The organism is Dokdonia pacifica (assembly GCF_900188275.1).
GTDB classification, from domain to species: Bacteria; Bacteroidota; Bacteroidia; order Flavobacteriales; family Flavobacteriaceae; genus Dokdonia; species Dokdonia pacifica.
Map to the genome: position 1 here is coordinate 474,880 of NZ_FZNY01000003.1, position 14,184 is coordinate 489,063.

The window sequence follows — 14,184 nt, forward strand, 5'->3', positions numbered from 1 at the left end:
CTACTATTTTTAATCAAGATCTAACTCCATTTCTAATTGTTCAAGATTCGTTTTAAGTCCTATACTATGTAGAAATGCATTTATGGGTTTCGAACTTTTGTCAACATTAATTATTGAAATAGTATTACCAAACGTATTGATCAATTCTAAAACTAATGTAGAGGCTATTTTCTTTTGCCTAAAACCTTTCTTTACGGCAATTTGTTGAATTCGTTTATTCGTTGGATTATAAATAATATAACCCACCAATTGATTTTCAAAATAGGCACCTAATGATACATTGTTATATATTAATTTATTGATAACGTTCTTTGAGTTTTGCCAAGTAGGTTGAATATCGCCAAAAGATTCCATTAATTCCCAGTTATAGTCCTGTAATTTCTCAATTTTTATAGTACTGTTAGTGTTTGTTATGACAACCTCTCCTTTATAGCACAAGAGATTTCTATTGATCTTATAACCAGACTTCTCATAAGATTTAATAGCTTGAATATTTTCAATAATTACTTCAAGCATTAGCTTGCTTATTCCTTTTTCTATTAATATTGGTAAAATGAAAAAATACATTTGTTTTGTTAATCCAAAACCTCTTTTTTTAGGAATAACGCCAGTTCCTCCGTTGTATATTACTTTCTGATTGTTAATTGTATCAAAACCATGTAAAATGAAAGCGATTAATTTTTCGTTTTCAAAAACACCTACAGATACGCTAAGATCTGTTTTATCAGCTAGCATTTTTGATGCTAATTGTTCTTCTGTTAATTTAAATGGGATGAAATAGTCAGCAAAAGAATCATTAAAAACGTTTAAGATTTCTTTTTTACTGATTCCCTCTAAAGTTTTTATTTCCATTTGATTTTCTCAATTATAACTAGCACCCTCTTCTATAAAACATAAATATGAGCTTACATATTTTTATGTTTTATCTAACTTTACTCCTTAATAGTTCAACTAGTTCAGTTAAGTTATCATTAATTTCTTCATTAACATTCCAGTCCATTTTTTTATTGTTAATTTCAAACTGGCAAAATAGCCCATCAAGAACGATCCCTCCCCAATTTGTAAGATCAAGTTTAGTATTTAATAATCTATTAATCCTTTCTAGCTCTTGTCCTGTTAATTCAACTTTTTTGTCAGTTATTGCCAATCTATCTAGATTAAAAATCCTTTTACTAAATCTCTTGTTATCATATGCAGCATCCCAAACTTTTACTATAAGTTGTGTGGAGTTTCTTTTTGTTTGTGCTATTGAAAAACCATGGGACAAAAGTTGTCCCATTTCGAGATATTGAAATCGAAAATCTTTAGAATCATATCCATTCAGTAGCTCTTTTTGAATCTGATTCCAGTAAGCTTCAGTACTATTTGAAAACCTTTCCATTTTTTTACTTACAGGTAACGGAAAGTACGTTCTTTTTTGTGCTCCGCATGTTACAAAAAACAACGTACAACCAGCAACATTCCGTTGGCATATCGTATTATTTAGTTGATTAAACTCCCAAAAAATAATGCATTTAAAAACAACTTATTTGTACCATACCAACTCCCTCTAAAGTTAGGATTATCAGCAAAAAGAACAACGCGACCATTCCCTTGCGGACTCACAACTAGTGAAGCCGATGGTTTTAAATTATCTTCTAGATTTTCTTCAGAAATAAAACCATCTATATGTGGGTTTTTAGTATACTTAGCTACGGTGTTATATTCACTTTTGCTAGGTGCTAACCACACATTATTATTTTTATAAACAGGCAAATCGCGATAACGATACCCAAATCCAAGCGGATGTGTAAGATCTAAGTCTACTTCAAAAATAGCACCTCCCAAACGTTGTTTCCCACGATTAGCACGTGCATCTACATAATTTTTACGCTCTGTGACCTTACTAGTATCCTTTTTCTTTTCAGTTAGTTTTCCAGTAGCCACTTTTCTATTAATCGCCCAAGAAGTAGCCCTTCCGATAGTAATAAGTGTATTCCCTTGTGATACCCACGTTTTAAGCTTTTGAACATCCCCATCTGAGAGTCTGCTATAATTTCCAGAAACCATGACTAAAGTATTGTACTTGCTGAGATCTGCAAATCGGAAGTTATTCATTAGGATTTTAGTGATGGGCATATGCACACGTGTATCTAATAAATGCCATACCTCTCCAGCTTCATACGAGCTTGTACCATCACCAATAAGCATAGCCGCTTTAGGTGTATCTACTTTTACATAATTTCGGCTACCTAGGTCAATTCCATTGACACTAAAACCAGTATTTGTGGCATAAATAGGCACCTGATAACGCTGTTGCGCTTCCGAGACAATAGTGTGTACCTTTGTTGCATCCATAGATTGTCTACTTACAGGCACTAGAAGCGCTCCATAATTAAAATCTATGGTACCACGCTGCGTTTTTGCAGTAAACGGCTTAAAAGCTGTCGAAACGATAATTCCTTTCTGTTGTAAATGATATAGTAATGCAGTTGCATTATAATCATCATAATTAATCAAGTATGCATACTTTGTTTTTGAAACTGGAGTAACAGTAGCAATCGTTTCGGTACTAGTAATTTCATCTCGTAGGTTAGGTACACTATTTAACCCTTTGTAACGCATATTATAAAAATTGGCAACACTCCATGCACTCGCATCATAATAGACGCTATCTCTGTATGTACTATACGTTTCAAAGAAAGATTGCACCATACGTTTTTGTGGTTGTGCCATCGGTACTACATATCGGCCATCTCCTTTTTTGTAGGTTTTAATGCGGTGTAATAAGAGTTTGTCTATAAATGCTTTGGTACGATTACGGTCATTAGGATCTCCAAACTCGTAGGCTGCAGCCTGATCTGTTTTTGCTTTCGCGAAAGCGGATACAAAAAAATCTTGCTGGTATTTGCGTAAGGTTGCTTTATTTTCGACAGCAGCTTTTACGGTAGCAAAACTAGAAGTGTATTGATTACGAATGGTAAATGGAAAAGAAATGGTTCCAAAGTCGGTGTCTTGTAAATGCCCTCTACTACTGGCTTGCTCAAAAAGTAAAGCTAAAGCACCTTGTAAATCGGGATACGAACTTCCATAGCCAGGATAGGTGCCATCAAAGGCTTCTTTAGTAAAATAGAAAGACCCGATTTGATCTAAGGCATCTGCAAAATAGGGTGCAAATAGGTTGTTGAGGTCTTCATAATTTTCCTTTGGCATGATAGGATCTAAACTTCCTATTGGGAGCATCGGTTCAAAAAAGTGTGTGCTATTGGTGCCCATTTCGTGAAAATCGGTTACCACATTTGGATACCACTCATGATACCAGTTTAATTTTCCGCGACTTTCAGGATTGATTCCTAATAACCAATCACGATTTAAATCAAACCAATAATGATTGGTACGACCTCGTGGCCACATTTCGGTATGTTCTGCATCTATATTATCAGAGACAAGCGGCGATCCTTTAAAGCTGTTAGCCCATTGTGTATGGCGATCACGTCCATCAGGATTAATAGTAGGGTCTATAAAAATAATAGCATTTTTACGGTAGTTAACGATATCAGCATGCTGAGAAGCAACTAGAGTATAGGCTGTTAGTAAAGCCGCTTCCGAACTAGATGGTTCATTACCATGTACATTATAACCTAGTTGTATAAAAACAGGAACCTGATCATAATTTGTAGCTTTTTGTGAAGTATCTGTAAAAGCAAGATGTTGTGTTTTAATACGTTCTAGATTGGTATGGTTTTCTGGAGTGGTCACAGTAAGCATTACTAATTTTCTGCCTTCATGTGTTCGTCCATATTCAGCTATCGTAGCACGGTCTGATACTTCGGCTAGTTTTTCTAAATAAGATACAATCTGATCATGACGTGTATGTTGATCTCCAATACCATAACCTAGAAACTGCTCTGGTGTCGGGATGTTTTGTTGAAAAGGAGCATATGCTGCAAAGTAATAATCTTGCGCTTTCGCGAAAGCGGATAAAAAAAGAATAATAATGAGTAACGAACGTTTCATACACAAAGTTTTAGTAGACTAAAAATAGGCAAAAAATAATAGGGGATGAGTGGATATAAGTTCATTTATTTTTTTATTAAAGTATTTCTTGCACGATATTTGATATAAATTGTTGAAAATTTAAAATAGTATATGCGTTATATAGTACTCCTTCTCTTCGTGACCCTTCCTGCTTTAAGTCAAGACATTGTTCCAGGCACCATTATTTCTCAAATAGCCTTGGATGATACTAAAAATGAAACGTACGCATTATACCTTCCCAGAGCTTACGATGAAAATGGAAATTATCCTGTTGTTTTTGTTTTTGATGAAACCAACCAAGGAGATCGAGCAGTACAGCAATTTACCATTGGAGCAGAACTCACAAATAGTATTATAATAGGGGCAAATTTTGCCATAAAAGATTCTTTGCAAACTGGATTAAAACGTACAGAAAAACTAATTAATACGCTATATCAACGCTATGCAATAGACGCTACAAAAATTATTCTAGCCGGGAGAGGAGACGGTGCATTAATAGCTACTGCAGGCGCTTATAAAACACAAAAAATTAAAGGAGTTATAGCCATAAATGATATCTATTTAGACAATACGATATTTCGTAAAAACTCAAGGATTAAGCTTACCCTCATCTCTGGAGATGAAAACCCTAATTATTATAAGTTAAGAGCTTATCAGGGCGTATTACGAAGTAGTTCTAGTTTTGCGGGCTATTATGAATATAATGGTGGTAGTGATTGGCCAGAAGCAGGATTCTTATCGGCAGCGATGGTTGATATTTTAATGACAAGAGCCACTCCCGTAGAAGATGTACAACGTTATTATGAAAGTGATTTAGCTTTTGGAGAATTGTTATACAGACAGCAAAAACACCTCCCTGCTTTTAGTTTTGTTCAAGATTTAAAAAAACAATATAAGGATCGGGTAGAGATAGATGCACAGAAGAAATTATTAAAAACAATACGCGGTAATGCTACTTTTAAAGCAAAACGATCTAGAAGAACATCCGTAAAATATGCAGAGATTTTATTGGCAGAAGACTTTCAGTATTACCTTAACGAAGATGCAAAGAATTCTTACTTTGATAATCTGGGCTGGTGGAATTTTCAAATGAATGATTTGGATGCAAAAATAGATAGTACGGCTTCCAATAATCAAGAACGTAAAGCTTCTATTCGTTTAAAGGGATTTGCAAAAACACTTGTAGAAGATAAATACAAAGAGATTTTAACGAAAAATCCTAAGATTGAGCAATTACTTTTTATGAATGTATTGCGCACCCTTGTAGATCCTAATAATCAGCAAGCATTTGTAAATGCAATCTCTTTAAGTGCCAAAGATGGAGATGTAAATGCATCTTTATTTTACTTAGAAGAGTTACTTAAGAGTGGTTTTAAAGATTATGAACTTCTATATACTATAGATGGAACTACAGCATTGCGTATAGGTGAAGAATGGAATGCTATTGTAAAAGCTTACCTAGGGAAATCTAAGTTTTTTGATGATTAATTATCGTTGAGAATTTATCTATTTCGCACTCATAAATAGGTGTATATACGCATAAATATCACTGTATCTTCTTTTATATTCGTATTTCTAAACTTTTGGAAATATGGAAGTTATCGATATACATGCTATCACACAAGTTGATTCAAGTGGATCCTCTTATGTAGATGGGCGTCCTTGTTTTAGTCCCGATGGAAGAACAGTACTTTTTGAACGAAGTGGAAGTGGTATCTCTCTTAATGAATTTTGGTCTGTACCTATAGATAATCCAGGTTCAGAAAAAGTGTATTATACATCAAGTACCTATAATTGTCTTCGTGCTGCTTGGTCATGGAATCCTAATCAAAAGAATAATCAAATTGCTTTTACTGCAAACTCTAACGGCATTTCTAAAATAATGCTTCTTGATGCTGGTGGTGCTCCTAATAGTGCTCAGGAACTTACTATACAAGGATATCAAGCAAATATAAAACTTTCGTATCCTGCTTGGTACTCATCATCAAATGCTGATGAAGAAGCATTGTTGATTACAGATTATAATGCTTTAAACCTTATAAAAGCAACGACCCATGGCGAGTTTTTAGGAGTTGTATCCTCTGCTACGAAATGGACAGGAATGGGTACTGTATCTGCCGTAAATAAAAATGTGATTGCCTATGCTGGGCAGTCAATGAGTGCAAATGGATATAACCAAAATGTAAATCAAATATGGATACAAACCCCTGGTCGTGCCCCTGCTTTATTTTCGAGTAAAGATAAAGGCACTATTGGAAGAGCCCCATGGATAAGCCCAGATGGAAAGATGATGGCTTTTGAAGCATTATCAAACGGAACATCTGGAAATATGCAAATATTTCTTAAGCAAATAACAAATGCTCCTTATGATCAACCTATTGTCTCAGTAAGTAATGCCAATAATCCCTCACAACATGCTAAGTTTTCGCCTGATGGTACAAAATTAGTATGGATGCAAACTACCGCACCAGGTAAAACACAAATTTTTTTGGGAACAATACATATGTAACTTTATACCAATTCTAACCATTATTTAAAATTAACCATCCTATGAACCGTATTATGTGGAGTAGCTTTTTAGCACTCATTTTAGTAAGTAGTTGTAAAAACAACACAGAAACAACTCAAACAACAAGCAAAGAAGAAGTCAAAGAAACTGTAGTTAAAGATTCTATTTTATTTAGTTTTTCTTTTATGGGATGTAACCGTGTGAATAGAGGAGATACAACAAGCTCGGTTCCTTCTACTGCCAATAAATATGCATTACAACGTATTTTTAGCGAGCTCACTCATAAAAAAGATCAACCAGAATTGTTTTTCTTTTTAGGAGATTTAGTACTTGCTGAGAGTACGCTTCCTAATTTAGATTCGCAATTAAAAGCATGGGATTCACTATATAAAAGTGATGCATTTAGTTCTTCAAATATTGAATTGGTAGCAGTGCCAGGAAATCATGAAATGCTGTATTCTAAGGAAGTAAAGCCTAATAAATGGAAAGAGTTTCCGTTAAAAGGAAGTACAGATATCTGGCTTACTCATATGAAGTCTTATATGCCTGTAGGACGTAAGACAGCACCAAGTTCTGATATACTGGACAATAGACTTACATTCTCATTTAAACGTCATAATGTTGGGTTTGTCGTCATGAATTCTGATAGCTATAATCCTGATAGACCAAGTAATCCTTATGGATTAGGATTGGAAGGTCAAGTTCCTGTTACTTGGGTAAATGATCAGGTAAAAGCTTTTAAAGCTGATACAGAAGTAGACCATATTTTTGTATTAGCGCATCGTCCATACTATGTAGATGGGAATATAGAAACTGGGCATGCCGGATTACCGCAAGGAGGAGAGTTATGGCCTGTATTTCAAGAAAATAAAGTGGTAGCATTATTATCGGCGCATGTACATGATTATCAGCGTTGGCAACCTATAAATGATAGTTTAGGAGGAGGTACCTATCAGATTATTGCAGGAAATGGTGGTAGTGAAGGCGCGGCTCCTTTTTTTGGATATAGTACTATCTCTGTGATGAGTAGTGGAAAATTAGCGTTTGACTCTGTAGGCTTTTGTATTGGAAATCCCTATACAAGTGCTGTTCCAGATCATCCAACAACCTCAAGAGATAAGATTACCCTCACATGGCAAGAAAATCCTAAGAAGTTTCCGCAACCATATACTGGGTGTCAATAATATTTAAAAGATACTACATACGCTTTCGCGAAATCGAACTTGTGAGATTCACGACCATAGAGAGAGCAAAGTGATAAAGTGTATAAAGAACCCCTATCCTTTACAAAGTGATAGGGGTTTTTATTATTTTTAGTCTACAATCAAATGAGGAACTTCCTCCAATTTCCAATCTATAACAAGTCCTCCAGCAAGAGAACGAGCAATTGCTGCTCCATATAAATGTTCTGCCAGATAGAGCGCTGCCTCAAAACTTTTGGCACCACCCGCTGAGGTAATGTACTTTCCATCGTGTACAAATAATACTTCTTTACGGATATCTAATTGCGGAAATGTTTCGCGCATTTTATCAATATCACTTGGGAATGTAGTAGAAACACTACCATCCAATAATCCTGCTTTTGCCAATACAAAAGCACCATCACAATGTGAGGTGATAAACTGTGCATTTTGATCTACCTTTTTTACAAAATTGATCATTACTTCATCATCCAAATCGGTATCTAGATGATGTTCTGCACTAGGTACTACCAGAATATCAATGTTGGGGAGATCTGATGCCGTATAATCAAAATCGGGTAGGAGGTACATCCCCTCAAACGTACGGATAGGATCTAGTGTATTTGCTACTGTAAATACATTCATCTGTTTGATATTTTCTCGATACTGTGTATGCTGGAAAATATCAAAAGGAGCCGTAAGCTCGGTATTATAAACACCATCCATTATCAGGAATGCTACATTATAGCGACCTTCTTTTAATGTTGGTTTTGCTTTCGCGAAAGCAGAACCAGTATCTTTACCATTTTTTAGAGTGTCTACAGTATTCTTATCAGTTTTCACATCCATAGTAGCATCTCCACAAGAGATAACACAACAGATGATGAATAGGAGTGTTATGTATTTCATTTGTCTAAATTAGATTTTAAAGATAGTTGTTTTGTCGTTGTTTCTTCCATTACTTTTCGTCTAGATAAGTACATAAAAAAACAAGCAATAACTGTGAGTCCAAATATAAATAACCAAACTACCTTAAACCCATATTTTGCAGTTATTTGCATACCCGCATTATGAGAAAAAATATTGGCTATAGCAAAAGCCATAGAATACAATCCCATAAAAGCACCTTGCTTCCCTATTTTGGAACGATCTAATGCAAATTTATTACTAAATGGAAACCCTATCATTTCTCCAAAAGTCATAAGTACAATAGAAATAAATAAAACACCTATCCACGCTTCCCATACAAGCACAATATAACTAAGTCCTGTAAACGCAATTCCTATAATAGTGAGTTGTATATTATCATACTTCTTTTTTAGTAGCCAAGCGACCAATGGCATTTCTAATAGCACGATCATTATTGGGTTGATTCCCATAAGTAATCCAATGTTTGGTTCACTTATTTCATAAACAGATCGATAATAAACGGGTACTACCGTAAATAATGGAAGAAAAGCCATAGCAAATAACATGAGTCCTATAAGAAAATAAACATAGGTGATATCCTTTTCTGGTGCTACAGGGTTTTCTACAATCACTTCTTTATCTACTTCTTTTACCGTTTTTGGATTTAAAACATACATCATTAATAAGCCTGCTAACAAACAGGTAAACCCATCGGCATAAAAGAGCGCATGATAGCCTACAGTACCAATTAAAAGACCACCTATCATTGGTCCAGCTCCCATTCCTAAGTTAATGGCAAGTCGTAACAATGTAAGAGATCGTGTTTTATTTTCTGGTTTTGAATAGGCGCTAAGTGCTACAAAAAATGCAGGACGTCCCATATCAGCAAGTGTGATCAAAATAAAAAAGGAAAAACATAATCCCCAGAAGTCAGCAACATGCATGACCCATAAGAAGTTAATTCCTGTAAAAAAGAGACTTAAAAGGATTACTTTATAATACCCTATGAGATCTGTTAGTTTCCCCCCAATATAGGACCCTACTACAGATCCTAAACCATAAGCAGACATAATCCATCCAACATCGCCTAAGGTAATCCCGATACTTTCATTAAGGTAAATAGACAGAAATGGAATTACCATCGCTCCAAAGCGGTTTACAAAAGTAATGAGTGACAGCCACCATACTTCTTTAGAGAGGCCTTCAAATGTTTTTATATAATTGCGTAGTATGAGTTTCATAACACAGGTGTTTTAGTGAGTTTATATAGATACCCTGTGCCGACTTTATAAAAGCAAAAAGTCCGACACAGTGGGTCGGACTTTCGTAATTGTTACTTTATAAATTTATTATTTAGAGACAATACATAGCGTCCGACAGTGGAAATTCCACTTCTGAGATCGGTAACATGTATTGACTTGCTTCATTTTTTCTTTATTTGATACTTCAAAACTAAATAAAAAATGTGTTACTTGTATGCTTTTAAAACAAGAAAAATGAAAATTTATATTTTTTTAGTTGTTTTTGCTTTTGCAAAAGTTGCTATTTCTCAATCAGATACTTCTATAAATACTGATGATGGGATACTTGTAGCACAAGCTCAAGAATATCAGAAATCACTTTCTGAGGATTATAAAAATCCAGAGACTTCTATTCTGAGCAAAAAACAATTAAAAGATTTTAATGGGTTAGAATTTTATCCAATCGATTTAAAATTTCGCGTAAGCGCAACGTTTACTAAAACACCAGATGCAACGCCATTTGAGATGTCTCTATCATCTGGACGTACAAGAGAATATGTGATGTTTGGTATTGCAAAATTTGAAATAGAAGATGAGATTTTTACGTTACCGATCTATCAAAACACGTATTATATAGATCATCCTGAGGATGAATATGGGCAAAGTCTCTTTCTACCTTTTACAGATTATACGAGTGGCGATGGTTCTTATGGTGGTGGTCGTTATATAGATTTAGAACAATCTGATATTGTAGATAATACATTAATTATAGATTTTAATAAGAGCTATAATCCTTACTGTGCTTATACCACTGGCTATAGTTGTCCTATTCCTCCTGAGTATAATGATTTAACGATTCGGATAGAAGCAGGAGTGAAGGATTTTGGAATGCATTAAATCGCATCTAAAATATGAAACACCCTCATTTTAAAACCTAAAATGAGGGTGTTTTGTTTAAAAGGGGTTCAAGCTACTTAATAAACTCTTTATACTGAGATTAATTAGTTTGTATTAACCATCTTTAAAATTTTAATTTTTCGCGTTTATCCCATAATCCCCAATACGCACCTACATCACCTTCAGGGCCTACTTTCCATGATTCATCAAATGATGAGAAATAAAACAATTCTATGTTCTCTTTAGCAGACCAAGCTTGTGCATTAATAAAGTATTTCATTGCATTTTCACGAGATGGGAAAGCACCTTTTAGATTGGTTCCGTGACTCGGCCATCCTGTTTCTGTAATAATTACTTTTTTACCATTTGCAGCATGGGTAGCTTGTCCAAACATTTGCTGCATGTGATTTAAAGAGTTTTCTAAATCACATCCTTCCCAATAGGGATAACAATTAGATAAGATCACATCGCATGCTTCTGTGATTTTTGGTCTATGTGAAAATTCATAATAAGCATCTACATATCCAACAGTAATATCAGGTAAGGCTTCTTTAACAAGGTAGATATAGTCTAATAATTGTTCTTCTGTAAGATCACCACGATACATAACTTCATTACCTACAGCAGCAATATCTACACAACCTTCTTTTGCTAGTGCAATAAGTGCTTCAATCTCATCTTCGTTTTTTTGCAAATCATCCCCTAACCATGCACCTACCATAGTTTTCATTCCATGTTTATGTGCTATACGAGGAATGTATTCATTGCCTTCAATACAAGAGAAGGAACGCACCCATTTTGTATAAGGTTTTATAATATTTATTCTTCGTTCTACTTGTGCTTCTGTAATCACATCACCAGGTTCTTGCCCATCTTCATACATACTAAAGCACAGTCCGTGCATTCCAGCTTTTAATGTTTTTCTCCAAAGTTTTTCTAATTCTTTGGTGGTGTACTTGCTAAAATCAACACCTTTATGGTGTGTGAAATCTGTGTTTTCAAGTAGAAAATTATGATCTCCTCTATATGACATATGAATTAATATTTTAATTTTTCACTAGTATCCCATAATCCCCATCGCGCGCCTACATCACCTTCTTGATGTACTTTCCATGACTCATCAAAAGATGAGAAGTAGAATAGGGGTATAGAACTCTTTTTAGACATATTACTGGCAGAAATGAAGTATTTCATAGCATTTTCTGTAGTAGGCATAGCACCTGCTACACTATCTCCTTGATTTGGCCATCCAGTTTCTGTAATGATTACTGGTTTTCCTTTAGAAATATCTTTTGTCACCGTATACATTTGTCTTAAGTAACGCGTAGCCTCTTCTATATTACTTCCTTCCCAGAAAGGATAACAGTTTACTAAAATGACATCACATACTTCTATAAGTTCTGGATGCTCATGAAATTGATAATAAGCATCTACATATCCTACAGGAATGCCTGGTAATTCTTTTTTAACTTTATTGATATGTACTATGATTTCTTGTACACTTAAATCACCTCTCATTAATACTTCGTTACCTACTACAGCAATATCTACAAGCTTGTTTTTTGCAAGTTGAATAAGCGCATCAATCTCTTTGTTATTTTGAGCTTTATCATTCCCAATCCATGCACCTACCATGGTTTTTAGGCCTTTATTATGTGCTGCTTGAGGAATGAATTCATTTCCATTTGTACAAGAGAATGAACGCACCCATTTGGTGTATGGAGCAATAACATCCATACGGCGTTGTATTTGCGCTTCAGATAGTTGATCACCAATATCCTGTCCTTCTGTATATGGACTAAAGCATATCCCGTGTAAACCACCATTTAGTGACTTGGAGAATAGTGATTTGATTTCATCGGTTGACATCTCGCTAAAATCTATATCGTATTTTGAATCGGTAGGTACTGAAGCACCCATGAGTGTTGCGAGCTTACCAGTTTGGTAAAAAGAAGTTGGTTTTTTGCGTTTTTCTAGTTCTGCACGAATTTCATTAGCTCTGGCTTCATCAATGGCATAATCTTTCATAATATACATAGCAGCGATTGTACCTAATACTGGGAAGGCACAAAAGAAAGCGTGTAATCCATCTACAGCACCTTGCTGATCTATCGTAGCTAAATCTGAATTAAAACCAACTAACCAAATTATTAATCCGCTAAAAGCTCCAGCAATAGCAAAACCTACTTTAACCATCCACCAATAAATGGCCCCAAAAATTCCTTCTCTACGTTTGCCAGAGTTTAGCTCATCTACATCAATAACATCTGCTGTCATAGACATCATAATGGTAAATAAACTTCCGATACCAAATGAGAAGAATGGAAGTGCAATAATATATAACCAAGGTTTTCCTGGAACAAATAAGAAGTATAGCATAATGTACCCAACTATAGAAATACTTTGAGAAATCATAAATGCTTTTTTCTTACCTATCTTTTTTGCAAGAGTCGCTACAATAGGGATTACAATAAATGTTGTTCCTAAAGCACCTAAACATCCAAATAAAGAAACCCATATACCAGATGCCCCGGCGTCTCCATTAAATAGTTTATATACAATGACAAAAAATGTTAGTGATGATACCGCCATAAAAGCGTTGTATATAAAGAATGTAGCTCCGCATAATTTTCTAAATTCTTTAATTTTAAAAGCTTCTACAAAACTTCGAAGTATTTTTTTAACACTTCCTCCTATGTTAGCAAAATTTAATGGTTCATAATCTTTATCTACTGTAGATTCGCCTTTTATAAAAAGTGCAGGAACCATGGCGCAGAATGCACATGGAATAGCGACCCATATGGCCAGTTCTCTAACGGCTACTTCGGCAGAGGGGAACCACTCAGGATCGTACATAATGATCCAAAATAATGGGGCTATTACCCAAGCCCATTGTCCAATCCACTGAGCAATGGCCATAATGCTTGTACGTTCATGGAAATCATCACTCATTTCATATCCCATCGCCACATAGGGTACACTAAAAAATGTAAGACCTAAATAAAATACAACCGACCAAAGAAAGAAGTACCAAAAATTATATTGAACTGTGTTTTCTTTAAAGAGTTGCCACATAAAGATATAAGAAACTCCCATGATGAATCCTCCTATAAGAACATATATTCTACGTCTTCCCCATTTTGATTTTGTATTATCAGAAATGAAGCCCATGATAGGATCTGTAATTGCATCAAATAGCCTAGGAAATAAATAAATCATGGCCCACATTAATCCAGTAAATTTTAAATCTTCTACTAGTACCACCATGAATATTCCTAGTATAGCAGGAAACATTTGATTGGCAAACATTCCGACACCAAAGGCAATTTTTTGACCGAGTGGAACTTTTTGGGTAGTTGTGGACATAATTTTTAGAGTTTTAATTAGTAATTAGTTCATAGAAAGTGATGATAGTTCTGGGTACGCTTTA

Annotated in this window: 11 protein-coding genes; 4 read left to right on the top strand and 7 right to left on the bottom strand. The window is 34.9% G+C overall.

Going from position 1 to position 14,184, the window contains the following annotated elements:
• Nucleotides 1-9 precede the first annotated feature (9 nt).
• From CHB80_RS12295 to CHB80_RS12305, 3 genes are all read right to left on the bottom strand, one after another.
• Nucleotides 10-852: a GNAT family N-acetyltransferase gene (locus CHB80_RS12295; RefSeq protein ID WP_089371762.1), complete on the bottom strand. Its 843-nt coding sequence runs from the start codon at nucleotides 850-852 to the stop codon at nucleotides 10-12.
• A 70-nt stretch (nucleotides 853-922) separates the two neighbouring features.
• On the bottom strand, nucleotides 923-1,381 hold the full coding sequence (locus CHB80_RS12300; protein ID WP_089371763.1) for a hypothetical protein: 459 nt from the start codon (nucleotides 1,379-1,381) through the stop codon (nucleotides 923-925).
• A gap of 101 nt (nucleotides 1,382-1,482) precedes the next feature.
• Nucleotides 1,483-3,996: a M14 family zinc carboxypeptidase gene (locus CHB80_RS12305; protein ID WP_089371764.1), complete on the bottom strand. Its 2,514-nt coding sequence runs from the start codon at nucleotides 3,994-3,996 to the stop codon at nucleotides 1,483-1,485.
• Nucleotides 3,997-4,128: 132 nt separating this feature from the next.
• Here CHB80_RS12305 and CHB80_RS12310 point away from each other — a divergent pair, with 132 nt between their 5' ends.
• The 3 genes from CHB80_RS12310 (at nucleotide 4,129) to CHB80_RS12320 (ending at nucleotide 7,710) form a co-directional block, all read left to right on the top strand.
• Nucleotides 4,129-5,505: a hypothetical protein gene (locus tag CHB80_RS12310; RefSeq protein ID WP_089371765.1), complete on the top strand. Its 1,377-nt coding sequence runs from the start codon at nucleotides 4,129-4,131 to the stop codon at nucleotides 5,503-5,505.
• A gap of 103 nt (nucleotides 5,506-5,608) precedes the next feature.
• Nucleotides 5,609-6,526, top strand: a complete 918-nt coding sequence (locus CHB80_RS24625) for a TolB-like translocation protein (RefSeq protein WP_089371766.1) — start codon at nucleotides 5,609-5,611, stop codon at nucleotides 6,524-6,526.
• 41 nt (nucleotides 6,527-6,567) lie between these two features.
• Nucleotides 6,568-7,710 carry a metallophosphoesterase gene (locus CHB80_RS12320; protein ID WP_089371767.1) on the top strand — a complete coding sequence of 381 codons (1,143 nt, stop codon included), beginning with the start codon at nucleotides 6,568-6,570 and terminating at the stop codon, nucleotides 7,708-7,710.
• A gap of 129 nt (nucleotides 7,711-7,839) precedes the next feature.
• On the opposite strand, the gene CHB80_RS12325 is transcribed toward CHB80_RS12320, so the two are convergent.
• Both CHB80_RS12325 and CHB80_RS12330 read right to left on the bottom strand, forming a co-directional pair.
• On the bottom strand, nucleotides 7,840-8,616 hold the full coding sequence (locus CHB80_RS12325; protein ID WP_229746848.1) for a DJ-1/PfpI family protein: 777 nt from the start codon (nucleotides 8,614-8,616) through the stop codon (nucleotides 7,840-7,842).
• A complete protein-coding gene (locus tag CHB80_RS12330) occupies nucleotides 8,613-9,857 on the bottom strand; it encodes an MFS transporter (RefSeq protein WP_089371768.1) in 1,245 nt (414 codons plus the stop codon). The genes CHB80_RS12325 and CHB80_RS12330 overlap by 4 nt, the downstream gene beginning before the upstream one ends.
• 255 nt (nucleotides 9,858-10,112) lie before the next feature.
• On the opposite strand from CHB80_RS12330, the gene CHB80_RS12335 reads away from it, so the two are divergent.
• A complete protein-coding gene (locus tag CHB80_RS12335; RefSeq protein ID WP_179218148.1) occupies nucleotides 10,113-10,754 on the top strand; it encodes a DUF1684 domain-containing protein in 642 nt (213 codons plus the stop codon).
• 124 nt (nucleotides 10,755-10,878) lie between these two features.
• On the opposite strand, the gene CHB80_RS12340 is transcribed toward CHB80_RS12335, so the two are convergent.
• Complete coding sequence (locus tag CHB80_RS12340; protein ID WP_089371770.1) at nucleotides 10,879-11,787, bottom strand: glycoside hydrolase family 17 protein; 909 nt, start codon at nucleotides 11,785-11,787, stop codon at nucleotides 10,879-10,881.
• 5 nt (nucleotides 11,788-11,792) lie between these two features.
• A complete protein-coding gene (locus CHB80_RS12345; protein ID WP_089371771.1) occupies nucleotides 11,793-14,120 on the bottom strand; it encodes an MFS transporter in 2,328 nt (775 codons plus the stop codon).
• Nucleotides 14,121-14,184: the final 64 nt, after the last annotated feature.